Genomic DNA, 25,121 nt, shown 5'->3' on the forward strand with positions numbered 1-25,121 from the left:
CCATTCTCAAAAAGGCTAACTAATACGATTTCATACGCTTAACCGAACCTACCCAAACAGTCGTACATGATCATGTCACACTTGAATTTGACAGACAGCTTTTTGAACACTGAAATCTATCAATAGATAGAAAACCCACTCTTTGTTATGAAAATAAAAACACTAACAATATCATCAATGTTCTGCCTGCTGGTCCCGTGCTCCGCAGCCACTTCTGTATATGCTAACTTCCTGGGCGCATCAGGAACAGACTCATCTATCAGCAACGGTAATATCGGTGGCAATAATTGGAATAACATCCAGTTCAATGCAGGCACCGCGCAGAACCTCAACGCTAGCTATCTTAGTGATGCTAACGGCAACGCAACGAACTATACTTTTGCAGCCACCTTCTACGGCGGCGTATCCATGAATGCCCAAGGTGGAGTCAATGTTTCTACTGACGATTCCATGAACTGGTATCACGATGCCAATGGCATCGACTCATCTATCAACACGGGGAACCGCATCGATAACGGCTCAATCACTGGCTTGAATGCTGGCGATACCTTCGCCACCTATAGCTTAGGCGGCTTTCAGACCACGGATACCGTCACGCTTACTTTTGTTTGCTCACGTGATGGTGGTTATATTGATCCTAACACAGGAACAACACGCTATACAGGCATCCTCGTTGACGGCCAAGACATGGGGTATTTCGGCGCAGGAAGTGATATTGGAGGCAATACAAATCAAGAGTTCACCATCACACTAACAGGGAAAACAGAATACGACATCGACTTCTTGTTACCTAGTGATTCAGGAAACTGGGGACCATTGGGCAATGCATTCAAACTCGACGTGGTACCAATTCCAGAACCATCTACCTCAGCAACAATGATGCTAGGGTTGAGCGCGCTACTACTCAGACGCCGTGTGAACCGTCGCTAGAGAAATCTACATTCCTAGCTACTATCAAAAAAACAAGGTCAGGCGCATGGACATCCATCACCTGACCTTCTTATTGTTCGATTCTATCGAGCTGAAATATATAGCCTAACGAAGTGCTTCAATCGCCTCGCGAATATCTTCGATTGTCACTTTTTTAGAAACCTCAGCAGCGCCTAACTTAGTCAACAATACGAAGTTGATCTCACCGCCACTAAATTTTTTATCGCGCTGAAGTTTGGCCACGATCGTTTCGCTATCAATACTATCAGCTAGCTTGAGCGGTAGCTGGAATTGCTCTAGCAAATCAATAATTTTCTGGCTGTCAGCAGCTGGGAATCCATTGATTTTTTCAGACAGTCTGAGCGCAGCAATGGTACCTAAAGAAATGGCTTCGCCGTGAAGCATCTCGCCGTAAGGTACAGAGGCTTCGATGCCGTGCCCGATGGTGTGACCAAAGTTAAGCAAAGCACGAGTGCCCGCGGTTTCACGTTCATCTTCTTCTACCACGCGCGCCTTAATCGCAAGGTTACGGGCTAACAAATCTGGCTCAACGTACTTGGCAGCGGGATCCAACTGGCTGAGGTCTACAACCATCTTAGCGTCACGAATGGCAGCATGTTTGATCGCCTCAGCAAAGCCCTCGCGGTATTCACGACCAGCTAAAGTCTGCAGTGTGAGCGGATCAACAATCACCATTTTCGGCTGATGGAAGGCGCCTATCAGGTTTTTTCCTTCCGCTGCATTCACGCCAGTTTTGCCTCCGGCTGAACTATCAACCTGCGAAACAATCGTCGTTGGAATTTGCACAAATGGAATGCCTCGGTAGAAAATAGCCGCTACAAAGCCAGCTAGATCACCAACCACACCGCCACCCAGGGCGACAACAAATGACGCTCTATCATGGCCTTGCTGAATCAGCTCGCTGCACAAGCCAGAGACTTGAGTCATCGACTTGCTGGCCTCGCCAGCTGGCACCACATGTACGCTTGGCTCATAGCCAGCTGCGCGCAGCGATTTCTCGACGCGGTCGGCATACAGCGGTGCTACGTTGCTATCAGAAATGATTGCGCACTTTTTCTTCAACCCCAGCTGGGATATCAGCTCGCCAGTTTGATCGAGCAGTCCGTCTTCGACTAAAATATCGTATGAACGATCCGCTAAGTCTACGTGTACAGTTGGCATGATAGATTTCGTTAGTAATTACTCCCAGTGGGAAATGTTTTTGAGTTTTTCGAGGCGGTCATTGATGTCTTCGCTACTGCAGCCTTGTAGTTTCTGCGTAGAAAATGCCTCACAGGTGAAGCTAGCTAGAACGCTGCCGCGGATCGCACCATCGCGAATATCGGCAAAGCTATATTCATTATGATCTAGTGAATCAAGCCAGCCAGCTAGACCGCCGAGGAATGAATCTCCAGCGCCTGTTGGATCTGCCAGCTGACGCAGTGGCCAAGCTGGGAAAGTGAAAAATTGACCGTCTGGACCAAACAAATACGCACCAAACTCACCCAACTTGATGATGACAAATTTTGGACCTTTCGCTAATAATTTCTCGCCAGCTTCGATCAAGTTAGATGTCGCCACAAACTCACGAGCTTCTGATTCATTAATCACGAGCAGGTCGATGCGTTGCATCACTTCGTTGAGCCTTTCGTTAGCAATGGCAATCCATAGATCCATCGTATCCGCCACCACAAACTTATTTGCGCTCACACATTGGTCGAGCATCTGGATCTGGTTGTCTGGAGACATGTTAGCCAATACCACTACATCTGCATCCGCCAGCTCAGCTGGAATTTTAACCTGCCAGCTCTCTAGCACGTTGAGCCCCACGCTGTGTGTGGTACGCTCATTCATGTTCTCGTGGTACTCACCTGTCCATGTGAATGACTCGTCTTCTGAGCGCTCCACACCAGCCAGAGTCACACCGTGGCTCTCTAGCATATCGAGATGCTCTTGTGGATAGTCGCGGCCAATGATTCCAACAAGATCAACCGATGACGTCATGTAGCTAGCTGATAGAGCGGCGTAGGCCGCTGAGCCACCAAGAAGTTGCTCTCCCTTAGCGTCTGGAGTGATAACGTTATCGATTGCGATAGTTCCGCCGATGATGATAGACATGATGATTGATGGTAAATTTTCTGCTGCCGCTGGGTGCGCGCGAGCATGCATGGGTTTCCCCCGAATGACCTAAGAATTCAAGTCTTTTAGTTGATCTACACAGGCTCGTGTAGTGCCGACCACATCCTCAGCGGTAAGCAAGGCAGAGACTATGACCACGCGGCGAGCGCCAGCGTCAATCACTTCAGCTAGGTTAGATGGCACGATGCCACCGATACAAAATACGGGAATCTCAGCGCCTACACTCTGCTGCACACCAACGATATTTTCCATGCCAATGCCTGGTCGTCCTTTTTTTGTTGGCGTAGGGAATAGTGGCCCAAAGCCGATGTAATCAAATCCCTCAGCCAGTGCTCCAGCTGCTTGCTCAGGAGAATGAGTCGAACGTCCAACAATCATCTCGCCTCCAACAATTTCTCTCACTGCTGCTAGAGTGCCATCATCTTGACCAATGTGCACACCGTCAGCTGAGACCTGTTTGGCAATGTCAGCAAAATCATTAACAATAAATGGCACTCCTGCCTGACGACAAACAGATCCTACCAGCTGGCTGAATTTTAGAATCTTATCTAGCTCGCAGCCTTTGGCGCGCAGCTGGATCACGCCAGCGCCACCGTCGATAAGTTGTTGGGTTCTCAACTCCAACGAATCTTCATTGACGTATCCCAAATCCACAATGCCATACAATGTGGCCGCCGCTAACTTCTCTCTGACTGTCTGACTCATAATGCTGATTTTTCTTACCCACTTTGTGAAAGAGAGGCGCCAAAGAAGCAAACCAAATCCCTCGTGATTAGACATTCGCCAGCTGACTCGAATTAGGAATCTGGAAAAAACACTCACTGATTAGGACAGTTTTACCAAGAAGATTGGTCTCCAACTCATTAGCCACTTGACCAATTGCCCTCCTATGGGTCTTATGCCCGCGTCATTCACTCACTTTTCAGCACATGCTCAAAGGACAACTTAGATACACAATGCAATGTTTGGCTGCTCTGGCAGCTCTGACCCTGACCTTGTTAGCCGCGATTCCGGCTAGCGCGCAGGATTTTGAAGGAAAAACGATCTCACAAGTGCAGATCCGCTACAGCGGGCCACGCACTGTGGACGAAGCTCGTATACGCAACTACATGAGTGTGCGCGCTGGAGAAAAATACGATGCTACCAAACTCGACGACGACATCCGTAGCCTCTACGAAAGTGGCCTAATCGATAATATCTTATTCTTCGCTGAGCCTCAGGGTGAGAAGGTTAAGGTGATCGCCGAAGTTGTTACTCGCCCAGCTCTAGCGGGTGTTGGTTTCACCGGCAACGAAATCTTTAGCGACAAGAAGTTAGCTAAAGTTTCCAAGCTTAAGCCAGGTGGACCTCTTAGTGATACGCAGATTTTAGAAGCGCGTAACAACATCGAGAAACAATACCACGGCTACGGTTTCCCTGACGTTATCGTTAGCCACCGCATGCAGCCAGTGAATGACAGCGGCCGTGCTGACCTCATCTTTATCATCGACGAAGGCGCCAAGAACAAGGTGCACAAAATCACCTTCGAAGGTAACAACTCATACGATAACAATACTCTTCGTAAGGAAATGAAAACCAAACAACAGTCATGGCTTTCATTCCTAACTAAGGCAGGTCAAATCGACACCACCTTGCTAGACGAAGACGTTGACCGCGTTCTCGACTTCTACCGCAACCGCGGCTACCTGCGCGCCAAGTCTGACGGCTTCCGCCGTGAGCCAGCTAAAGACGATATGGTTAACCTCGTTATGGCTATCCAAGAAGGCCCGCGCTACAAGGTCAATGGTGTTGGGTTTGGTAAAACTTCCGTCTTCAAGGCTGAAGACCTCATGAAGGTGCTCACTCTCAATGCTGGCAACGCCTACTCAGCTGAGAAAATGCGCCGAGACATCACCACCATCCGTAGTTACTACGGTTCTCGTGGATACGCTGACGCCACCGTCACTCCTGACCTGCGCGACGCCGGTCCATCTCAGGTGAACATCACCTACCGCATCACTGAAGGCAAGCCCGTCAAAGTAGGTCGCGTCACCATCGAAGGTAACGACAAAACTCAAGACCGCGTGATCCGCCGCGAACTTCCTCTCAAGCCAGGTGATAACTTCAATACCGTGGAAGTAGAAACCGCCCGCGCTCGTCTGCGCAACATGAACTACTTCAACGACGTTCAAGTTAGCAATGACCCTAGCAGCCAAAAAGGTTACCGTGACATCAACATCCTCGTTGACGAAAAAGAGACAGGCCAAATCAGCTTCGGTCTCGGTTTCAGCTCAGTCGACTCTATCGTAGGTTACATTAACCTCGAGCAGACTAACTTCGATATCACTAACCCATGGGGATTCACCGGTGCTGGTCAGCGATTCTCTACCAAAATTCAAATCGGTTCTGAGCGTACTGACTTCGACCTCTCATTGGTTGAGCCATGGTTCCTCGGTCGCCGCCTCGCGCTGGGTACCACACTCTTCTACCACGACTCTCGTTACTTCTCAGATGTTTACGAGCAATCTAACTTTGGTGGTGAAGTCTTCCTGCGTCACAAAGTCACTGAGCGCTCAAGCCTCAAGACATCTATCCGTATTGAGAAATTCGACGTGCAAGTTGAAAGCGATACTCCAGATGATTCACAATTCTGGCTAGACGACGGCGACTACCTGCGCAACTCACTCAACATCGAGTGGACACTCGATACTCGTGACAGCAACCAACTCACCCGTAAAGGTCACCGCGTTAGGTTAGGAGCCTACTACGCTGGCCTTGGTGGCGACGTAGAAAACTACGGCCTCTCTATCAGAGGTGAAAAATACTGGAACCTCTACGGTGACAGTATCCTCGAGCTCCGCGGTGCGATTGAAACTGTAGAGAGCGACGACCGCGTTCCAGTCTTCGACCGTAAGTTCCTCGGTGGCCAGCGCAACCTGCGTGGTTTCGAGTACCGCGACGTCGGTCCACGTGACGAAGCTACTGGCGAAGTTCTCGGCGGCAGCGGTTCAGCATTTATTCAGGTAGAATACACCATCCCGCTCATCGACAGCGTGCGTGCAGCTATCTTCTACGATGCCGGTCTTGTTTCCTCAGACGCCTACTCATTTGACGGTGACGTCTTCAGTGATGTTGGTCTGGGTCTGCGCCTGCGCCTACCATTCGGTCCACTCGCGGTTGACTACGCCATCCCAGTTCAGTCACCAGATTCAGAAGCTGACAAAGGTGGCCAATTCAACTTCTACCTCGATTACAACTTCTAATCGATAGAACCGAATCATCATTCACCAAAAACGCCACTCGCATGCGAGTGGCGTTTTTTTGTACCTCAGAACTTCCTCTAGCTAGAGAGGGATGGTTTCGATGAGTAGCGGTACATGCTCCCACGAGGGCTAGATCTAATGGCTGGCCCAGCTAACGAGAGCGAGGTCCTCAGCTAGTTACTTTTCTTCAACCTCCAAAAGGTGATTTAAGACTTCAAAGATAACAAATAGGGGGGACCAACAAATATAGTTAGCCCCCCCTGTCTATGAGAATTAATAAATTACCCTTTGCCTTTTTTCCCTTTGCTCTTTGGCTCAGCACTTATGAAATCGCCAGTTCCTGGATGCGACTTAAGCGTTTTCAACATCGCTTCGACACGCTCGGGCATTTGTTTCGCTAGATTATTGCGTTCGCCAATGTCTTCAGCGGTATTGTATAATTCAATCACAACACCTTGTTTGCCACGGCGATAGATCAGCTTGTATTCCCCACGCTGCATACCTACTGCGGACACGTGTCCAGAACCGTGACCAATTGGAAACATCCATACAAAATCTTGCGTATCGGCAAGCTCACCTGAACCACTGAGCACTGGCAAAATACTACGACCGTCAACGTGCTGCTCAGGCATGGCTGGGAGCTTAGCTACATCCAAGACTGTTGGATAGATATCTGTATTGATAGTAGCGGTCTCTATCACCTTGCCACCTTTGAACATCGGTGAGTTCACAATAAACGGCACGCGAACACCACCATCGTAAATCCATCCTTTGCCTCCGCGGTATGGGTAGCTGCAAGCTGGAAGGTGATCAGGCCAGCCCTTCGTTCCTTTTGAATTTGGTCTCGTTGATAGACCTCCTTGATCTGCTGTGAAAATAATCAGAGTATTATCACGTATTTCAAGCCGATCGAGAGTATCAACCAAGCGCCCAACACTATCATCTACTGATTTGAGAAGACCTGCGAAAACCGCGTTGCTCTGGCTGTTACTAACGACAATTTCCCCTCCTCCATCAACTTGCTCTACTCTATAATCGTGCGCATCACGGAATTCCTCTGGCACCTTACTTTGAAAATGTTGGAGGTATTCTTCCTTTGCTTGCAGCCTAGTATGCACGCCGTAGTATGATAGATATACCAAGAATGGCTCATCTTTGTTAGCCTCAATAAATTCAATGCAGTGATCAGTTAGTACATCAGGTAAGAAGCTTCCCTCAGGGCAATCCTCTAATCCTGGATACGCTCCTTTTGACTTGCGCCCGCCTTCATGAAAAGGCCAGAAATATTGCCCTGGCTGACCGTTGCTACCACCTCCAATGTTGATGTCGAATCCATATTTAGTCACCTCATCAGGTCCACTCATATGCCACTTGCCTGCAAAAAGTGTCTTGTAACCAGCATCCTGCAGCACCTTCGGCCAGATGATATTGCCTGCGGGAATTTTCCCCGGAATACCAGTCACTCCTAAACGAGCCGGAAATTTACCAGAAACCATTGCCGAACGGCTGGGACCACACACAGGGTGGCTTGAGTAGGCATTCTCAAAGCGTAATCCATCAGCGGCTAGCTGATCAATGTTAGGAGTTTCATGAAATGTGCTCCCATAACAGCCTAGGTCCATACGACCCAAATCATCCACCAACAAGAAAACAATGTTAGGACGTTCAGCTGCGGACAAGCTGCCAGCTAGGCAGGTGATAATGGTTAATAACTTTTTCATCATTTAAAATCTTCGATTCACTATTGTTGATACTTGTACGTAGCAATATTCATAAACCTTTTTCCATAAAAATGTTTCACATGTGAAAACGATTATCAAAACAGCCACCCAAACCCCTTAACAACTAATAATAAACACATTAACAACAGCAAGATACTCGTACAGCTATCATGATATTTACCAAAATAAGCAACATTTTACCATTTTACTGACATCATGATTTTTTATGTATAAATAGCCATACCAATAGAAGTTAGCACACACCTATGAACAATACCTTAGCAATAGAAAAAATCGCCCACATTGGTCGGACCAACTGGCCCGGTATCATTACGGCTATCGCCATTCTAATCATCTCCTTAGCTTCCCAACTACAAGCAACTCCATTGCGCACGGAATCTAACTTCGATGATGGTTGGAGCTTCGCCAGATTTGGCAAGATGCCCGGAGGCGAAGTACTAGCTGAACCCAAAGGCATTGAGAAAAATGAGTTCAATACCAATGACTGGCGAGCGGTAAAGATCCCACATGACTGGGCCATTGAAGGACCATTTGATGCCAAGCTAGCTAACGAAACAGGCAAACTCCCATACGCTGGCATAGGCTGGTATAAAAAAGATTTCACCATGCCTGCAGAGGCAAAAGATCAACGCCACTTCATCCATTTCGATGGAGCAATGAGCCACGCTCAGGTCTATGTAAATGGCAGCAAAGTGGGCGAATGGGTATTCGGATACAATGCATTCCGCTTTGAAATGACTGACCAGCTCAACTACGGCGGCAGCAACACCGTCGCAGTTAGACTAGACAACCCCGATCAGTCATCACGCTGGTATCCGGGAGCTGGTATCTACCGACACATCACCCTAATCAGCACCCAGCCAGTTCACCTTACACAATGGTCTACCTTCATACGCAATAAAGAGGTGAACCAAAATGAAGCCACCATGCAGTTAAGCTCACAGGTGGTAAATCAGAGCGAAACCAGCGCTAACACCTCATTAGAATATCAAGTTCTGTTCGACGGCAAAGTCGTTCAAGACGGTAAACTGGCCAGTCAATCCATCGCCGCTGGTAAATCCGCCAGCTTTGAAACACAGATCCAGCTGGCGAAACCACAGCTATGGAGTCCTGAAAAACCATCACTCTATCAACTTCGCGTAACTGTAAAATCAGCCGATGTGGCAGTGGATCAGAAAGATTTCACCTTTGGCGTTAGAGATGCCAAATTCACCGTTAAAGATGGCTTTCACCTCAATGGCCAGCGCGTGCAACTCAATGGTGTCTGTATGCACCACGACCTTGGGCCATTAGGCGCAGCTACTAATCGAGCAGCAATCGCTAGGCAAATACGCCTGCTCAAAGAAATGGGTAGCAATGCCATCCGCTTCAGCCACAACCCACCTAGCAAAGACTACCTAGAACTCTGCGATGAGATGGGCATGTTAGCTATCGATGAGTCATTTGACTGTTGGAGAAAAGGCAAAAAGCGTAACGACTACGGCAAACATTTCGACGAGTGGCACGAGCGTGATATTCGTGCTTGGGTTCGCCGCGACCGCAACCATCCATGTATTATCGCATGGAGTACCGGCAACGAAATTCTCGAATTCAAAACTGGCGGCGAAGGTATTGAAATTAGCAATCGCCTTACAGAAATCGTTAGATCCGAAGATGACACTCGCCCTGTCACTAATGGAGTTAGTCGCTGGCAAGCCGTAGAAAACGGCATGGGAGCTACCCTCGAAGTCTTTGGTATCAACTACCATCACGTCAAATATGACATCGGCCTAAAAGCCTTCCCCGACACCCCCTTCTACGCCAGTGAAACCTCATCCACATTCAGTTCGCGTGGCGTCTACACATTCCCTCCTAACGTAAAAAACAAAAAAGCCGGTCTCACTAAAGACTTCCATGTTAGTTCCTACGACTACAGCGCGCCACACTGGGGCGCTCCCGTTGACCAAGTCTTCCTACGTCTCGATAAATACCCTAGCTTTGCAGGTGAATTTGTGTGGACTGGCTTCGACTACATTGGCGAACCTACGCCATTCAACAAGGACCCAACAAATGCGCTCAACTTCGATACCGAGAAGGAAAAAGACGCCTATCGTGAATTCATGAAACAGAGCGGTGGCGCTCCATCTCGCTCATCATACTTTGGCATTATCGACCTCTGCGGGTTCCCGAAAGATAGATTCTACCTCTACCGCAGCCGCTGGATGCCTAATGAGCCAACACTACACATTTTACCTCATTGGACATGGCCTGATAGAGTAGGAAAAGAAACCCCTATTCACGTCTATACCAATGCTGACGAGGTCGAGCTGTTTGTCAACGGCGAGTCCAAAGGCAGACAAAAACGCCAGCCATCTAGCTATCGTCTTGTTTGGAATGATGTGGCCTATCAGCCAGGTGAAGTTTACGCCATCGCTTATAAAGATGGCCAAGAGTGGCAGCGGTGCACGGTCAAAACCGCCAGCGACGCAAGCAAGATTGAACTCTCAAGTGACCGCAAATCAATCGCTGCAGACGGCTACGACCTCGCATTCATCACCGTCTCTATCAAAGATAAATCTGGCATCACCGTGCCGCGCAGCATGAATGAGGTAAACTTCTCTATCGAAGGTGATGGAGAAATTGTTGCTGTGGGTAATGGCGACCAAACTAGCCATGAGCCATTTCAAGCTAGCAAACGCAAAGCATTTAATGGTCTGTGCCTCGCTATCGTTAGAATCAACAAAGGAGCTACCAAGCCAATCACTCTGAAAGCGACTAGCTCTGGACTACAGGCAGCTGAAATCACTATCAGCCCGTCTAAATAATTCCTTTCAAATAGAATACCAACGCTCCGTGCTGCACTTCAGTACGGAGCGTTTTTTGTTACTTCATCCTCCCGCTAGCTAGTATTGATATAATCAATACTGCGAAAAAAACTATCAATTACCACCCCGGTGAAATGTGAGGCACGGTGTAGGCATGACACTCATGCCCTACATCATGATCACCGCAGCCGTGATGTTTCTCATCGAACGTCTCTGGCCAGCCAATGCTCTCCCTAAAGTTCCTAACTGGTGGCCCAGAGTTCTTTTACTGAATCTAGTGCAAGCCGCTGTTGTCTGGCTAGCAGGAGTTAGCTGGGACCAATGGATGCGCCCGCTGGCACTCTTATCTAGCCACCAACTTGCACTCTGGCAGCAGGTGTTGATTGGTTACCTCACCATTACCTTTGTTTATTATTTCTGGCACCGGCTGCGCCATGAATCGAAGTTTTTCTGGCGCCTCTGCCATCAACTGCACCACTCACCACGGCGCATGGAAATCCTCATGTCCTTCTACAAGCACCCCGTAGAAATTACCATCAACGGGATTCTGAGTTCAGCCATCATGTTCCCTCTGCTAGGCCTATCACCTCAAGCGGCTGTACTCACCAGCCTAGCAACAGGCATCGCCGAACTCTTCTATCACTGGAACATCAAAACCCCACGCTGGTTCGGCTATCTATTCCAGCGCCCAGAGTCCCACCGCGTCCATCATCAATACCTCCACCATACGCAGAACTACTCTGACATCCCTCTTTGGGACATGCTCTTTGGCACATTCAAAAACCCTAGCAAAAAGGTAACTCAATGCGGTTTTGACGACTGGCGTGAAGATAGATTTGACGACATGTTAGCTGGTCGCGATGTGCACGCAGCTGGAAGCAAACAACTCTCACCCATGCACCTGCTCCCCAGCTGCATTGGCTGCTCGAAACGTTGGGCCTGCTGGCAATCACGCCAGCTACAGCACCCGGATTCAAATTCTAACTCATCAGAATCATGAAGCTCATCACTCGTCAGAATCTACTCGCTCTATCAATCCTACCGCTAGCCAGCTTGGCCATGCTCGGAGAAATCATCCAGCTGCCGAAACTCAAAGCGCTCGGGCTTGCGAGCGGCATCGCCCCATTCACCAAAGTCTTTTGTACAGCTAACGACCAAGCCACAGGTGAAAGCTATGAAAGCTTCAACCTGCAATTCCAAATCCACTATACCACTGCCGACCAGCTAGATCACACACTCACCCTAAGCCCAACAGAGTCTGAAAAAATCCATGGCCCTTACAACCGCCGCAATGTCTATGGTGCCACACTCGCCTATGCGCCAGCCATGACGGCGGCGCAGCGCGATCAGTTTATCCACTACGCACTTGTCCATCCTGGCCAGCTGGCACGTGAGTTAGACATTCCAGCTAACGCAAAAATCAACGCGGTAACGATAACTAGCCACGACAACGAAAAATCATGGAAGTATAGCAACTTCTAACTCTCCAGCCGCCATGTCCGTACTCACCCAAAAAGCTCGCTACAGCGAACGCCAATTCACCACCTTTCGCATCCTCCTCGGCGTTTACCTCATCATTCATTTTCTCGCTCTCGTTCCCTATGCAGCCGAACTTTTCAGCGACAGCGGGATTCTATCAGACCTCACATTAAACCCATTCTCAGCTAGCTGGCCTAACCCACTATTTTGCTGGCGATCACCTGCAGCAGCCAGCTCGCTGATTATCATTGCCGCTCTAGCAGCGGTAAAACTTAGCTGTGGATGGCATCGCAAACTCAGCGCGGTCATCCTCATATTCATCTGGTCGTGTCTATTCACCGCCAATCCATTCATTGCCAACCCAAGCCTCGGGTACATCGGCTTATTATTAGCTCTAACTTTATGCATTCCAGCTGGCGAAAAAATCACCCCGTCGGCGAAATCCAGCTGGTACATGCCAGCGATGGTACCATGGGTAGCTTGGGCGATGATGGCTATCGGTTACAGTTTTTCTGGCTGGCTGAAACTCTCCAGCCCGAGCTGGCTTAGCGGCGACGCGCTCGCCCAAGTCTTAGAAAACCCACTCGCTCGCCCTAATACTCTGCGCTCGCTTCTTCTATCACTACCTGCTGAAATTCTAAAACTAGCCACATGGCTCACCCTAGCAGCTGAGATCTTATTCCTACCGCTTTGTTTAAGTAAAAAATCACGTCCATGGATTTGGCTAACAATGACGCTAATGCACATTGGCATTGTGTTTGTTATCGACTTCGCCGACCTTAGCTGCGGCATGTTATTGCTTCACCTATTCACATTTCAGACATCTTGGCTGCCCGCTCGCAAGCCAGTTGGTGACGCACGCCACATACTCTTCATTGATGGCGAATGCCTATTCTGCCAAGGCAGTGGGAAATTCCTCACAAAGTTAGACAGGCAAGCAGTCCTTCACTTTGCCCCACTACAGGGAGAAACTGCTAGCCAGTTACTCAATGATGAGCAACGGCAGCTAGTTGATGCTAACAACCATGCCAGCGGCGCCGCCATATTGATAGAAAATGCCCAGCTGAATGGTGATGACACCTCCGCCCGCACTTGGTCTGGCCATCTCGCCGTGCTGCGCTCACTCTATCTAGTTGGCAGTTTGCCCTCCTTAGTCTGGCTGCTGCACTACCTACCAGCCAGCTGGCTCAGCGCCGTCTACCGAGCCATTGCCCGCCAGCGCTATCGATTTGGTAGAAACCAGGCGTGTTCATTAGACCGATCCGCCAGCGACCGCTACTTGCCGTGATTCCAGCTGACGCGATTAAACGGGGAAAATCACAAATCTCACGCATACATCGCTAAAAAGTCATTGGATTTTGCCAAAAGCTGCGCCATATACACCACATGCCTGAGCACAAACCAGAGCGGAAGAAGCGCAAACTCAATCTAAAACAAGCCTTTGGGCTTTATAGTTACTTGGGTAAATACAAGATGATCTTCATTCCGTCATGTATCGCCTTGTTTCTTACAGCTGGGCTCGCGCTGGCATTTCCGTATTTTCTTACCCAACTGGTAGGTGATCCTATGGACGCAGCTCGCAGCGGTAATATCGATGCGGAGAAAATTGCTAGCAACATCGACCGCGTTGTCATCATGCTTTTGGGCACACTAGCACTGCAGGCGTTCATCTCCTACTGGCGAGTTAGAGGTTTTATCAAAGTCAGCGAAAGCGCGCTCAACGACATCCGTCAGGCGCTATTTGGCCACATGGTTCGCCTGCCCATGCCGTACTTTTTGGAAAAACGTCCCGGTGAAGTTAGTAGCCGCTACGCCGCAGACCTTGGAGTCTTGCGCGATACCCTACTCACCACTGTGCCACAGTGCGCACGCACCTCAGTCACTCTAATTGGCGGCATTGTTTTCATCTTCATCGCCTCACCTAAACTGGCTACCATCATGATCACCACCATGCCCGTGGTCATCCTCATGGTCGCTATCTTTGGCCGCAAAATCCGCAAATTCTCACGCGATGCCCAAGACACTCTAGCTGATAGTAACATCGTCGTGGAAGAAAGCATTCAGGGCATCTCAGACGTCAAAGCATTCACTAACGAAGACTACGAAGAAGATCGCTACCGCAGCACACTAAGCAAGGTGCTAGATGTCACCCTGCGTGGCGCAAAAGCTCGTGCCTCATTCATCAGCTTTATCATTTTTGTCCTGCTAGGCACCATCGCCGGTGTAGCTTGGGTAGGCGCTCACATGCTTGCTAGAGGAGAAATTTCAGGTGAAAACTTTGCCATGTTTGTGCTCTTCTCCATCTTCGTAGGCGCGTCTCTGAGCTCGTTTCCTGAGATCATCAGCCAGCTACAAAAAACCGCTGGTGCCACCGAGCGCATTCAAGAAATCCTTGGTGAAACCTTGGAAGAAGAGCCTAGCTCAGGAAGACCACAGCTGCTAGATAGCGGCGAAGTGGAGCTGCGCAATGTTGGCTTCCACTACCCGTCACGCGCCGATGTTCGAGTGCTCAATGATGTTTCATTCATTGCCAAGCCAGGTGAGCGCATTGCTCTGGTTGGGCCTAGTGGCGCTGGTAAATCGACTGTCTTTTCATTGCTCTTAGGATTCTATCAGGCGCAGCAAGGTGACATTTTCTTCGACGGCAAAAGCTTCAAAGACCTCTCACTAGCGGACACTCGTAGCTCTATGGGTTTGGTGCCACAGGAAGTACTATTATTTGGCGGCTCCATCCTTGAGAACATTGGCTACGGGCGCCCCGGCGCTAGCAAAGAGGAAATCATCACCGCTGCCAAACAAGCTAACGCGCACGAGTTCATTGCCAATTTCCCTGAAGCTTATGAAACCACCGTGGGCCCACGTGGCATCAAGCTCTCTGGCGGTCAGCGCCAGCGCATTGCTATCGCTAGAGCGATTCTAGCCAATCCTAAAATCCTCCTGCTAGATGAAGCAACCAGCGCGCTGGATACGGCTAGCGAGAAGCTGGTACAAGAAGCGCTCAGCCACCTGATGCACGGTCGTACCTCACTGATCATTGCTCACCGACTGAGCACTGTGCGCGACGCCGACCGTATCCTTGTACTGCAGAATGGCCACATTGTGGAAAGCGGCACTCACGACGAGTTGATGCTCAGAGATGGCGCCTATCGCATTCTGGTAGAAACTCAGCTAGAAAGCACGAGCACGCTTGCCGATAGCCAGCCAGCTGAGGTATAGCTTATCCATGAGATTGATTGATAGAATTCCTGGCTACAGTGATAAGTGCATGCGCAAGCATGGTAAATCAGCTTATTACATATCACTTCTATTACCTCTCTTAGGCATTGCGACATTCTGTATCATCTTCCTACCTCCTTTGAAACAGGCCGATCAATTGCTCTCAGATGAATCAACACGATATGAAGCTCAGCTAGAGATGGTAGATTTGGCCAAATCACGGCCACTTTCCGAGAAAGAGGCTGCTGAACTCAAAGCTGGCCTAACAATAGCTCAGGCCTCTGGCAAGTTCATCCTAGAGCTTCTTCCAATATTCTGCACCTTTGTTATAGCTATATTTATCAGCTTCCTTGCAGCATGCTCGTTACAAGCGAAAATCAACAGCTTGCTAGAGCGGCTCGATGAGGTTAAAGATTGAGAGATGAAGTCTCCCACATTACTTCTTTCTCTCATTCTATCAGCTGGACTAAGTGCAGCTGAGAATCCCTTGCTTATCCAGCTAGATCAAGCAGCTGTGCAGCTGAGTTTTCAAAAAATCCCCGCGGCTACATTTGAAATGGGCAGCCAGCTCGACGAGCTTGAGCGCCAACCAGACGAGCTAGCTCATCGCGTGACTATCAGCGCGGATTATTATCTAGCTACTCATGAGCTGACACAGAGCCAGTGGTTCAAGCTGATGGGAACCACGCCGCAGCAGCAGTTTGAGAAATATAACAAACGCTGGCCACTGCGAGGCACCGGCGACCAGCACCCGATGTATTTGATCAGCTGGGACGAATGCCAAGAGCTGTGCAAAAAACTTAACCAGCTGGCGGCTGCGCAACTTCCAGCTGGCTATCAATTCACTCTACCAACAGAAGCTCAGTGGGAGTACGCCGCCAAATCCGGCACGCCTAACTTCTCGCTAGAAATACTTGCCGAGCTGGCGTGGTTTCGTACCACGAGCAAAAAACAAGTCCATCCGGTAGCCAGCAAAAAACCTAACTTGCATGGTTTATTCGACATGCACGGCAATGTCTCCGAGTGGTGTTTGGACTGGTACGCCGAGTATCCAGCTGAACCGGTTATTGATCCAGCTGGCCCCGCCAGCGGTGACCGTCGAGTTTGCCGCGGTGGCAGCTGGTTTGGCAAATGGCAAAATACCCGCCCATCACGCCGCTTCCACGACCCACAGGACCAAGGATTCAGCTCAATGGGCGTGAGGCTGTGCCTGAGCAAGGCTGGTCAAGAATAAATAGTTAGGAAAACTCAGCTAGCTAGATGCGGTCGATGAACCAATAAAGACCAATGAGGGCGATGCTGGCTGATAGGCCGTCGCGCAGGTAGTGGAACCAATCGAATTTTCTGAACCAGCCGATGGCTAACAATACGGCAAAGATGATGAATACTTGAGCCAATTCAACACCGATGTTTGCGGCTAACAAAGGCATAATGATATTACCACCAGAGCCGAGCTTCTCGCCGAGAGCACCAGCAAAGCCGGCACCGTGAATGAGCCCGAAGGTGAAGATCACGCCGAGGCGGAATTTTGATAACTTCTTCAGCCAGAAATTCTCAACGGCCACAAAGGCAATGCTCAGGGCAATCAATGGTTCGATGATAGATCCAGGTAGGTTGATGAAACCGAGCACTGATAGAGCTAGGGTGACGGAATGAGCTAGGGTAAACATCAAGCTCTGAGTGAGCAGCGGGCGCCAAGTGAGCGAGAGCAGCACCATGGCGAGGATGAACAGAACGTGGTCAAGCCCCTCTGGCAGGACGTGCTCAAAACCTAAAATCACAAAGCTAACAAACGAGCTGGTTTTGCTAGGCACAATTGACTCTACCACTTCAGTCTCTTCAGCTGGCTGGCCATCTTCACCTTTTGCCGCAGTAGCGGGCTTGCTCACAACCCGCATCAGCTCTAACGACCCACCGGGTTTGATATATTCGTAGGCTTCGATTTCACCGTGAATATCGTGCATGGCAACGAGGTATTTGGGATGTTTGCCCTCGTTGATTTTCATCACTAAAGTTCCCGTTGGCAGTTCCCCATCTACTAAAATTCTGAAGTAGGCGTATCCACCTAGCAACTCGGGGAAATTAGGCGGATCAAAATCAAAATCTGGGTAGCTGGCGGTCCAATCTAACTTGGTCACTTTATCTCCCTGATGAACTTGCCATTCGATGCATTCACGCAGGTATTTCTCAGCCCCTTCGCGCAGCTCGGCCCATTTTTCTGGGCTTTGTTCGGCTAACCATTCGCGTGTTGGTTGTGGTGCGTCGACATCGAGTCGCTGAGCTTCGGTGGCATAACCAACATCATAGAGCACCTCAGCGCGCCAGCTTTTGCCGTCGTGGGTAAAGTCGACGTAGATTTGCTCAACAAGATGTGCGCTCAGGCCAAGAAGGGTGAGCCACCAAATGAAAAAAATGCGCAATGAGAAATTCACGTGCGCGTTATACGACAGCTTCGCTGATAGACAAGCTGAAAGCATGCCATGTAGTCGCTTGCCCCCACTAACAATCGCTATCTAAACTGGGTGCTAAGCTTTTGCGGTTCGTAAAATTTCACAACTAATCCGCTGCGCCTGTACGCTTGGGCAATCTCTTTTTCCAGCTGGTCGAAACTACGCCCCAACAAGAGCTCGTCGATAGCAGTTTGGCCAGTTTTCCCCTCGTGCAATCCTTTGAGGAATGAGTTTAGAGATTCGCGTGTGCCGCCTCTATCAAGGTGGATGAAGTAGTTGGTTAATAACAATCCAAAGGCGTAGTTAGCTCTAGCATTTTGGCCTGAGAACTGGCCGTAGGACATGGTCATGAACCACTCTAAGTTAGGCATGTGTACTTCCTTCACTAGATGTTGGTCATACTGTGAGCCCACATTGGCGTGCCGGCCACCTAAGGTAATGTAGCGCATGAGGTTTTTCTGATGCGATGTATTGAGGTGGAATTTGCCGCTCTCGTAGCGGGTGCCAGCCACGTACTCGGCGATGCCTTCGGAAAACCAGCCACGCGAACCTTGCGCAAAATAAACTGGCTCAGTGAGCTGGTGGGTGAGCTCGTGCATGAGGATGTAGTTCGTTTTTTCGTGGTCGACGCGATAGCTGCCACCTAACTTTCTCACCCCAAGGTTATGGATAGGCACAACAACGTGGTCTTTTTCTGGATCATAAAATCCACCAACACCTGAGCGGCCACCTAGCTGCATGAATGAATGGTTAGACTCAACTAACAACACCTTGAAATAGCCGCCGCGCGTGTGAGCCTTGAGCATGCCTAGCGGCATTTTATTAACGTAGTCGTATGTGGCTTCGAAGATTCTAGCCAGCTTTGACATGGCTGAGCTACCGAGCTTGGCGTCGCACTGGAATTCAAAGTGTGGGCTGCGGTAGACGTAGAAGTCGTTTTTACTATCTTCCTTGATCACTTGGATCGTTTGCCGCGGGCTCGCGTATGCTTCTGTGGGCCACGGCGAGCTGAAATCTGCGCGGTAGTATCGGTGATCGTTAGATACTTTCTTCGACATGCCAGCTAGCGCATCTGGTGAGGGCTGATTTTTCGCTGCAGGAGCCGTGGTTTTTTTCTGGCTAGAACTGCTTGAGGCGGTGGGTTTACTGCTCCCCATGCCCATGACGTATGCCTGGTCGCCGAGTGATAGTCGGCTAAACTCGACGGCAAAAAGTTTGCCGTCACTGGTGCGTTTGAGAACCACTTTATTTCCCTGCTGGCGCACGTATTCGGCTTCCATAGAGGTGCCGGCTTTGACGTCACGCCACTCACGCGCACTAGCCGAGCAGGCAAAAGCGGCGATCAGCAAGCAGACTTGGGTGATTCGATTAAGTGTTTTTTTACTTCGCACACTATTTATCTGCCTTAGCTAGCGCGCGCCGTCAAAGTGAATCTTCACGCCACGTGACTTCCAGGCCTTGGCAATTTGCTCCTGGAGCTGCTCGTAGGTGCGTCCCATGAGCAGAGCGTCAATGGCTTCCTGACCTTTTTTGCCATCCTGCAGCGCCTTGAGAAAATGATTTAAGGCGACGCGCTCGCCATCACCATCCATGTGGAAAAAGTAGTAGGTCAGCAGCAATCCACAGCCGTAGTTGCGGTTGGCGTCGGCGGTGAAGCTCGAGTAGGGCATGAGCATGAAATCTTGCACGGCAGCCATGCGGATTTCATCACCCAGCGCACGGCCACCATTTTTATCTCTGCCATAGGCGGTGACGTAGTCTTTCACCGCGCTGATCTGTTGTTTGGTAGAATAAATGCCCGAGCGGAATGGGGTGACGCCGACATATTCAGCTAGACCCTCGGTAAACCATCCTCGCGCACCTTCGGAGTAGTATTTTCTATCCGTGAGCTGATGGGCAATTTCATGCGGCAGGGTTTTGTTGGAGTGGTCGCGGTCGCGCATGTAGCGGCTGCCTACTTTTTTCACGCCTAAGCTGGTAAGTGGCACCATGATCAAATCTCCACGTGACATATAAACACCTGCAGATTCTGGCGGAGCGCCGTTAGAAACGTAGGTGCCGTGATGTTCAAATAACAAAATCTTGAAATGCTCACCTTCGAGATGTGGTTTGCGCATGCCTAATGGCAGCAATTTGACATACTCATAGGTGGCCTCAAACAAGCGAGCAAAGCTGCCCACGACGCTCTGGCTGAGCTGCACGTCGCAGATGTATTCGTAATGCGCGCTGCGGTAGACGTATTTTTTCTCTGTGTCATCTTCGGAGACAACTTGCACATCTACTTGGGCGGCTACTTTCACCTGTGACGGCCAGTCGGCGGTGTAGCTGGTAAACTTCGTGGCGTCAGCTTCGCGGCTACGCCGGCTAGAAGACGTGTCGACATCGCTGTCGCTGCCGGGGTCTAGCTCGTTTTCTGTTTTATCCGCCATGCGCTGGCTGACGTAGCTACGATCAGCCTCGCTGAGTTTTGCCAATGATAGGCTGAATGATTTGCCATCGCTCTGCCGCTGGATCTTGACCTGCTCACCATCGCTAGAAACATACTCTGCCTCAACTTTGCGCCCGGTCTCGGCGTCCGTCCATTCACGCCCGCTGGCTGGCAGCAAGATGGCAAGGCTGCTCAAAATCATTATCAATGGCTTCATTGTGCAAAAGCTAACAACAAGCCAGCTAGCCGACAAGCAAACTGTGAATGCAATTTCACCTAACGCTGATGATTTTAGCCGAACCGATTACAGAAAATCGTCCGTGAATCAACCAGATGTCTGAAACACACCTAAGTCATTCTAAGTTAGCAAAATGAAACCCCAGCGCTCTATCAACGACAATCGTTTGACACTTCACTACTTGGTAACGTGCTGATGCTGACTGCGTCTGGGCTTATGTAATCAACAAAAACTAACTCCATATATGTCTACCCCATCAAAACTACCTCTCATTATTTCCGATAACCTCGACACCGACGCCACATTTGTAGGCCGCGAGCTCAATGGCAGAGAGATGCTAGTTTTCAAAATCACCAGAGCAAGTGGCTCATGGTTACTCGTAAAGCCAACGGCATTCAGCGCTGACCAAGGCGAACAATGGATCCACCCAAATAGCATGGACTGGGCCTGGAACCTGTACAAAGAGGTGCAGCACGCCGCCTAAAATTTCTTTTCACCACTGCCAGCTGAGTCGATTTCTAGAAAATCACTAGGCTGGCAACTATACCATTTCATCTAGTGCCGCCGGCTAATAAGTGGACGCTGCGCCCATTCATAGCGGATGGCCCCCAATACCCCCTCATCGTATCCCCCAGCGCAATAACTCCTTGCAGCTAGACTAGGTACTAGATGAAATGACCCTTTTTTTTATTTCACCCAGCCGTTTTGGCTGCCCTTTAGCTAAGCCATTCGCTCATAGCTTAGTGATCTAGTTAATTTTTCATATTGCCCAGTTTCTCCCGCTGGCTGGCTATTTTTCCGCTGGAATAAGTAAGCTGGCACATATGATTTAGCCTTTGTTCACAATTAAAACAAATTTTGTGTAACACGCTTAAAATAAACGCGTTTAGGTAAATGAACACGGAAACAATCGTTTAAAAATCATGAACAATCCACAACTACCTCCCGTTCTCGCTGAGAACCTAAACCCACAGACACAATTTTTTGGCAGCAGCCTCGATTCCGACGAACAAATGGTCTTCAACATCCTAAGAGCCAGCGGATCATGGTTGCTAATCAAACCATTTTCAGAGCGCGGTGACCGCAGCGAACAATGGATCCACCCATTAAGCATGAACTGGAAATGGTCTTTATTCCAAAAACAAGAAGCTCAGCAAATTGACGCTGTAGCGATCACCGCGGCATAAACAATCCCCTCCGCTAAACGACACACAACTAAAGTTGTCCTTATTGACGAGTCCCCTAGGCACGCCCCCGTCTGTCAATCACTGCCAGCTAGCTCCCCTATTAGAAACAAGTTTTCCCGCTGATTTTTTCAGCCCCCCGCGCACTTATCAAATTGCTTCATCTTGCCGAAGCCTGACCGCCGATTTTCCAGCCAGCCTTTCCAGCCAGCCTTTCCAGCCAGCCTTTCCAGCCAGCCTTTCCAGCCAGCCTTTCCAGCCAGCCTTTCCAGCCAGCCTTTCCAGCCAGCCTTTCCAGCCAGCCTTTCCAGCCAGCCTTTCCAGCCAGCCTTTCCAGCCAGCCTTTCCAGCCAGCTAGCCGCTGCGTCCCTATGAGGTCATGACCATTTTCCCATCAGCCATTGGCTGATAAATCCACCCGCAGAACAAAAATTTGGCCCTTTTCGCGCAGAGCGAAAAGGGCCAATGAAAAAATCATTTGCTAGAGATTAGCAAATCAGCCGGTGAATTAGGCCATATTAGTGAAGACCGTTTGCACGTCTTCATCTTCTTCTACTTTGCCGATGAACTCGTCGATTTCCTCGCGCTGTTCGTCGGTAAACTCAGCTGGAGTATTGGCAATGCGCTCCAGCTTGGCTTCTTTGATCTCCACCTTCATGTCTTCCAGTGTTTTGCACAGGTTGTTGAAGCTTGTGTACTCACCTACCACTAGCACCACGCCTTCTTCTTCCTCCAGCTCTTCGAGGCCAGCGTCGATCAGCTCGAGCTCGATTTCCTCTAGGTCCATGTCGTCCTTGAGGTCAAATTCAATCACAGCCTTGCGTGAGAACATGAAATCAAACGCGCCGCTCTGCTGCAGCTGGCCGCCAGATTTGTTAATCACCATGCGCACATTGGCAAAAGTACGTGTATTGTTATCTGTAGCGCACTCGATCCACAGCAGCACACCGTGTGGGCCCTTGGCTTCGTAGTTCACCTCAGCGAAGTTTGCGGCATCTTTAGCTGTCGCGCGCTTGATCGCTTTCTCAATGTTATCCTTAGGCATGTTCTGAGCCTTGGCATTCATGATCGCGGTGCGCAGACGAGTATTAGACTCAGGGTCTGAGCCCCCCTCTTTAGCTGCCATGGTGATCACTTTTCCTAGCTTAGGATAAAGATTAGACATCATGCCCCAACGCTTCAGTTTCGATGCTTTCCGGTATTCAAATGCTCTGCCCATTTTCGTCTAGTTGTAAAAATTGTCCCCGCCAAATGCAGCGGGACTGAGAAGGTAGTGGGAATCTAGCCAGCACTCAAGAGCGGACATTAATAAAACATCTCATGTTTCACCGACTCAAAAAACATTTCTAAAAATCGCTATTTATGGCACGCAGGTTGCTGCATGAAAATTATTCATGGTTCGCCCATTCTAAAATTGCAGAGGAACGAACGACTGGCTAGACCCGTTCGTGTCATCCTGTGACATCACTAATAACACTACAACACATAAATTATTATGACATCCAAGAACAAAACTGGCTGGCTGAGTCTAGCGGTTTCCTCCCTCCTGGCCCTACCAGCCATGGCTGAAGAAGCAGCCGCTGATGCAGCAACAACGGCCCTTAATGGCGCTGATACAGCGTGGATCATCGTCGCCTCTGCGCTGGTCTTAATGATGACTCTACCTGGTCTGGCCCTGTTCTACGGTGGTCTGGTTCGCTCGAAAAACGTTCTTAGTATCTTGGTGCAATGTTTTGCCATCACCGCAATCATGTCACTACTCTGGGTCGCCTTTGGATATTCATTTGCCTCTACATCAAGCGGCAGCGAGTTCCTCAACGGCTTCATTGGTAATGCCGACAAACTTTTCCTCAAGGGCATCACCGTAGACTCGATGTCAGGCACAATCCCTGAATCACTCTTTGTGATGTTCCAGATGACCTTTGCCATCATCACCCCTGCACTCATCGTGGGTGCCTTTGCCGAGCGCATGAAATTCAGCGCTGTGCTTATCTTCTCTACCATTTGGTTCATCATTTCCTACATCCCAGTCTGGCACATGGCCTGGGGTGGTGGCTGGTTCCACGCTATGGGCGCTATCGACTTCGCCGGCGGAACTGTGGTTCACATCAACGCCGCCGTAGCTGGTCTCGTTGCCTGTTTATTCATCGGCAAGCGTAAAGGTTTTGGTACTTCTCCAATGCACCCGCACAGCGTGCCAATGGTACTTACTGGTGCTGGCCTCCTCTGGGTTGGCTGGTTTGGATTTAATGCCGGCAGTGCGCTGGCAGCTGACGGTTCAGCCGCGATGGCGATGCTGGTGACCCACGTTGCCACTGCTACAGCCGTTGTGACTTGGATGATCGTTGAATGGATCGTTGACGGCAAGCCAACTGCGGTTGGTGTCGCCACTGGTGCAGTAGCTGGCCTCGTTGCTATCACTCCTGCAGCTGGAGACGTTGGACCAATGGGCGCTATGGGCCTTGGCCTCATCTCCGGTGTGGTCTGCTTCTTCTTTGCCACTCGTCTCAAGCACATCTTCAAATACGATGACTCACTGGACGTCTTTGGTGTTCACGGTGCAGGTGCCATCGTTGGTGCGATCTTCGCCGGTGTTTTCTGCTTCGAGGAATTCGGCGGATCTGGCGGCAATCTCGAGAGCATGGGCGCACAGGTTTGGGCGCAGACAGCGTCTGTTCTCATCACCATCGCTTGGTCTGGTGTAGCCACTATCATCGGCCTCGTGATCGCCAAAGTTTGCTGCGGCGGACTGCGTGTCGACGACAAAACTGAGATCGAAGGTCTCGACTACGCCGAACACGGTGAGACTTCCTACAGCGACTAATTTGTATCCGTAGCTAATCTCCCCTTACAAAAAAACAACTGCCTCGTGGTCATCTGACCGCGGGGCAGTTTTTTTGTGCCTAAAAACCAGCCAATAGCAATGGATGCTCCACGGGCGGGTTATACAACGACATCTGTCGCAATATACACCAATTCAAAAACTTTTATTCGTGAAATAAATAATCGGTTTAGTTGACGACAAAAAGACGACTTAACCAACCCCTTTGAAATCGTTAGAACCAGCTAGGCAACACGCCAAGAAAAACGGCTGAAAACACCCATCAAAAACACCCCCAACCCTCTAAAATAAAACAAATTAACCCATTCAAACAAAGGTCAATCAACTACAAAAATATACAGGGCGAACAACTGAGGCATGATATAAAAAACCGGATATTGCGCACCCTAAGCAGACCAAACAAAAAAAACTAAAACCAGCTAGACTC

At 49.7% G+C, this 25,121-nt stretch carries 20 protein-coding genes; 12 read left to right on the forward strand and 8 right to left on the reverse strand.

Features of this window, described 5'->3' with window-relative positions; translation table 11 throughout:
- The first annotated feature begins 147 nt into the window (after nt 1-147).
- Nucleotides 148-930 (forward strand): PEP-CTERM sorting domain-containing protein, encoded by a 783-nt coding sequence (locus JIN82_RS04010; protein ID WP_200310354.1) that lies wholly within the window; start codon nt 148-150, stop codon nt 928-930.
- Nucleotides 931-1,035: 105 nt separating this feature from the next.
- On the opposite strand, the gene aroB is transcribed toward JIN82_RS04010, so the two are convergent.
- The 3 genes from aroB to thiE all read right to left on the reverse strand — a co-directional run bounded on the left by aroB (nt 1,036) and on the right by thiE (nt 3,774).
- Nucleotides 1,036-2,112 carry a 3-dehydroquinate synthase gene (aroB, locus tag JIN82_RS04015; RefSeq protein ID WP_200310355.1) on the reverse strand — a complete coding sequence of 359 codons (1,077 nt, stop codon included), beginning with the start codon at nt 2,110-2,112 and terminating at the stop codon, nt 1,036-1,038.
- An 18-nt stretch (nt 2,113-2,130) separates the two neighbouring features.
- Nucleotides 2,131-3,048 (reverse strand): PfkB family carbohydrate kinase, encoded by a 918-nt coding sequence (locus JIN82_RS04020; protein ID WP_200310356.1) that lies wholly within the window; start codon nt 3,046-3,048, stop codon nt 2,131-2,133.
- 69 nt (nt 3,049-3,117) lie between these two features.
- Nucleotides 3,118-3,774: a thiamine phosphate synthase gene (gene thiE, locus JIN82_RS04025; RefSeq protein WP_200310357.1), complete on the reverse strand. Its 657-nt coding sequence runs from the start codon at nt 3,772-3,774 to the stop codon at nt 3,118-3,120.
- Between the two features lie 224 nt (nt 3,775-3,998).
- Here thiE and bamA point away from each other — a divergent pair, with 224 nt between their 5' ends.
- On the forward strand, nt 3,999-6,311 hold the full coding sequence (gene bamA / locus JIN82_RS04030) for an outer membrane protein assembly factor BamA (protein WP_200310358.1): 2,313 nt from the start codon (nt 3,999-4,001) through the stop codon (nt 6,309-6,311).
- 281 nt (nt 6,312-6,592) lie between these two features.
- Here the strand turns inward: bamA and JIN82_RS04035 are convergent, their stop codons facing one another.
- Nucleotides 6,593-8,035: a sulfatase gene (locus JIN82_RS04035; protein ID WP_200310359.1), complete on the reverse strand. Its 1,443-nt coding sequence runs from the start codon at nt 8,033-8,035 to the stop codon at nt 6,593-6,595.
- 263 nt (nt 8,036-8,298) lie between these two features.
- Between JIN82_RS04035 and galB the strand changes: the two genes are divergently transcribed.
- The 7 genes from galB (at nt 8,299) to JIN82_RS04070 (ending at nt 16,786) form a co-directional block, all read left to right on the forward strand.
- Nucleotides 8,299-10,857, forward strand: coding sequence for a beta-galactosidase GalB (gene galB / locus JIN82_RS04040; protein WP_200310360.1), 2,559 nt, complete (start codon nt 8,299-8,301; stop codon nt 10,855-10,857).
- A gap of 154 nt (nt 10,858-11,011) precedes the next feature.
- Nucleotides 11,012-11,857, forward strand: a complete 846-nt coding sequence (locus JIN82_RS04045) for a sterol desaturase family protein (RefSeq protein WP_200310361.1) — start codon at nt 11,012-11,014, stop codon at nt 11,855-11,857.
- Entirely contained in the window at nt 11,854-12,339 is a 486-nt protein-coding gene (locus JIN82_RS04050) for a hypothetical protein (protein ID WP_200310362.1), read from the forward strand. The genes JIN82_RS04045 and JIN82_RS04050 overlap by 4 nt, the downstream gene beginning before the upstream one ends.
- A 13-nt stretch (nt 12,340-12,352) precedes the next feature.
- Nucleotides 12,353-13,624 carry a DCC1-like thiol-disulfide oxidoreductase family protein gene (locus tag JIN82_RS04055; protein ID WP_200310363.1) on the forward strand — a complete coding sequence of 424 codons (1,272 nt, stop codon included), beginning with the start codon at nt 12,353-12,355 and terminating at the stop codon, nt 13,622-13,624.
- A gap of 98 nt (nt 13,625-13,722) precedes the next feature.
- Entirely contained in the window at nt 13,723-15,552 is a 1,830-nt protein-coding gene (locus tag JIN82_RS04060) for an ABC transporter ATP-binding protein (protein ID WP_200310364.1), read from the forward strand.
- 7 nt (nt 15,553-15,559) lie between these two features.
- Entirely contained in the window at nt 15,560-15,970 is a 411-nt protein-coding gene (locus JIN82_RS04065) for a hypothetical protein (RefSeq protein WP_200310365.1), read from the forward strand.
- Between the two features lie 3 nt (nt 15,971-15,973).
- Nucleotides 15,974-16,786, forward strand: a complete 813-nt coding sequence (locus JIN82_RS04070) for a formylglycine-generating enzyme family protein (protein ID WP_200310366.1) — start codon at nt 15,974-15,976, stop codon at nt 16,784-16,786.
- A 22-nt stretch (nt 16,787-16,808) separates the two neighbouring features.
- Here the strand turns inward: JIN82_RS04070 and JIN82_RS04075 are convergent, their stop codons facing one another.
- The 3 genes from JIN82_RS04075 to JIN82_RS04085 are packed head-to-tail and all read right to left on the reverse strand — an operon-like array spanning nt 16,809 to nt 20,647.
- Entirely contained in the window at nt 16,809-18,029 is a 1,221-nt protein-coding gene (locus JIN82_RS04075; protein ID WP_200310367.1) for a HupE/UreJ family protein, read from the reverse strand.
- Between the two features lie 32 nt (nt 18,030-18,061).
- Complete coding sequence (locus JIN82_RS04080) at nt 18,062-19,393, reverse strand: hypothetical protein (RefSeq protein WP_200310368.1); 1,332 nt, start codon at nt 19,391-19,393, stop codon at nt 18,062-18,064.
- 18 nt (nt 19,394-19,411) lie between these two features.
- A complete protein-coding gene (locus JIN82_RS04085; protein WP_200310369.1) occupies nt 19,412-20,647 on the reverse strand; it encodes a hypothetical protein in 1,236 nt (411 codons plus the stop codon).
- Between the two features lie 265 nt (nt 20,648-20,912).
- Here JIN82_RS04085 and JIN82_RS04090 point away from each other — a divergent pair, with 265 nt between their 5' ends.
- On the forward strand, nt 20,913-21,152 hold the full coding sequence (locus JIN82_RS04090) for a hypothetical protein (protein WP_200310370.1): 240 nt from the start codon (nt 20,913-20,915) through the stop codon (nt 21,150-21,152).
- Between the two features lie 439 nt (nt 21,153-21,591).
- Complete coding sequence (locus JIN82_RS04095; protein ID WP_200310371.1) at nt 21,592-21,855, forward strand: hypothetical protein; 264 nt, start codon at nt 21,592-21,594, stop codon at nt 21,853-21,855.
- Nucleotides 21,856-22,360: 505 nt separating this feature from the next.
- On the opposite strand, the gene JIN82_RS04100 is transcribed toward JIN82_RS04095, so the two are convergent.
- Complete coding sequence (locus JIN82_RS04100) at nt 22,361-23,071, reverse strand: YebC/PmpR family DNA-binding transcriptional regulator (RefSeq protein ID WP_200310372.1); 711 nt, start codon at nt 23,069-23,071, stop codon at nt 22,361-22,363.
- A gap of 276 nt (nt 23,072-23,347) precedes the next feature.
- Here JIN82_RS04100 and JIN82_RS04105 point away from each other — a divergent pair, with 276 nt between their 5' ends.
- A complete protein-coding gene (locus JIN82_RS04105) occupies nt 23,348-24,676 on the forward strand; it encodes an ammonium transporter (RefSeq protein WP_200310373.1) in 1,329 nt (442 codons plus the stop codon).
- The last annotated feature ends 445 nt before the right edge of the window (nt 24,677-25,121 follow it).

Source organism: Persicirhabdus sediminis, assembly GCF_016595495.1.
Lineage (GTDB): Bacteria > Verrucomicrobiota > Verrucomicrobiia > Verrucomicrobiales > Akkermansiaceae > Persicirhabdus > Persicirhabdus sediminis.

What these genes read in the sequence shown, in the direction of transcription:
- JIN82_RS04010 (WP_200310354.1), top strand. Translation starts at nt 148, where the DNA reads ATGAAAATAAAAACACTAACAATATCATCAATGTTCTGCCTGCTGGTC.
- aroB (WP_200310355.1), bottom strand. Translation starts at nt 2,112, where the DNA reads ATGCCAACTGTACACGTAGACTTAGCGGATCGTTCATACGATATTTTA.
- JIN82_RS04020 (WP_200310356.1), bottom strand. Translation starts at nt 3,048, where the DNA reads ATGTCTATCATCATCGGCGGAACTATCGCAATCGATAACGTTATCACT.
- thiE (WP_200310357.1), bottom strand. Translation starts at nt 3,774, where the DNA reads ATGAGTCAGACAGTCAGAGAGAAGTTAGCGGCGGCCACATTGTATGGC.
- bamA (WP_200310358.1), top strand. Translation starts at nt 3,999, where the DNA reads ATGCTCAAAGGACAACTTAGATACACAATGCAATGTTTGGCTGCTCTG.
- JIN82_RS04035 (WP_200310359.1), bottom strand. Translation starts at nt 8,035, where the DNA reads ATGATGAAAAAGTTATTAACCATTATCACCTGCCTAGCTGGCAGCTTG.
- galB (WP_200310360.1), top strand. Translation starts at nt 8,299, where the DNA reads ATGAACAATACCTTAGCAATAGAAAAAATCGCCCACATTGGTCGGACC.
- JIN82_RS04045 (WP_200310361.1), top strand. Translation starts at nt 11,012, where the DNA reads ATGACACTCATGCCCTACATCATGATCACCGCAGCCGTGATGTTTCTC.
- JIN82_RS04050 (WP_200310362.1), top strand. Translation starts at nt 11,854, where the DNA reads ATGAAGCTCATCACTCGTCAGAATCTACTCGCTCTATCAATCCTACCG.
- JIN82_RS04055 (WP_200310363.1), top strand. Translation starts at nt 12,353, where the DNA reads ATGTCCGTACTCACCCAAAAAGCTCGCTACAGCGAACGCCAATTCACC.
- JIN82_RS04060 (WP_200310364.1), top strand. Translation starts at nt 13,723, where the DNA reads ATGCCTGAGCACAAACCAGAGCGGAAGAAGCGCAAACTCAATCTAAAA.
- JIN82_RS04065 (WP_200310365.1), top strand. Translation starts at nt 15,560, where the DNA reads ATGAGATTGATTGATAGAATTCCTGGCTACAGTGATAAGTGCATGCGC.
- JIN82_RS04070 (WP_200310366.1), top strand. Translation starts at nt 15,974, where the DNA reads ATGAAGTCTCCCACATTACTTCTTTCTCTCATTCTATCAGCTGGACTA.
- JIN82_RS04075 (WP_200310367.1), bottom strand. Translation starts at nt 18,029, where the DNA reads ATGCTTTCAGCTTGTCTATCAGCGAAGCTGTCGTATAACGCGCACGTG.
- JIN82_RS04085 (WP_200310369.1), bottom strand. Translation starts at nt 20,647, where the DNA reads ATGAAGCCATTGATAATGATTTTGAGCAGCCTTGCCATCTTGCTGCCA.
- JIN82_RS04090 (WP_200310370.1), top strand. Translation starts at nt 20,913, where the DNA reads ATGTCTACCCCATCAAAACTACCTCTCATTATTTCCGATAACCTCGAC.
- JIN82_RS04095 (WP_200310371.1), top strand. Translation starts at nt 21,592, where the DNA reads ATGAACAATCCACAACTACCTCCCGTTCTCGCTGAGAACCTAAACCCA.
- JIN82_RS04100 (WP_200310372.1), bottom strand. Translation starts at nt 23,071, where the DNA reads ATGGGCAGAGCATTTGAATACCGGAAAGCATCGAAACTGAAGCGTTGG.
- JIN82_RS04105 (WP_200310373.1), top strand. Translation starts at nt 23,348, where the DNA reads ATGACATCCAAGAACAAAACTGGCTGGCTGAGTCTAGCGGTTTCCTCC.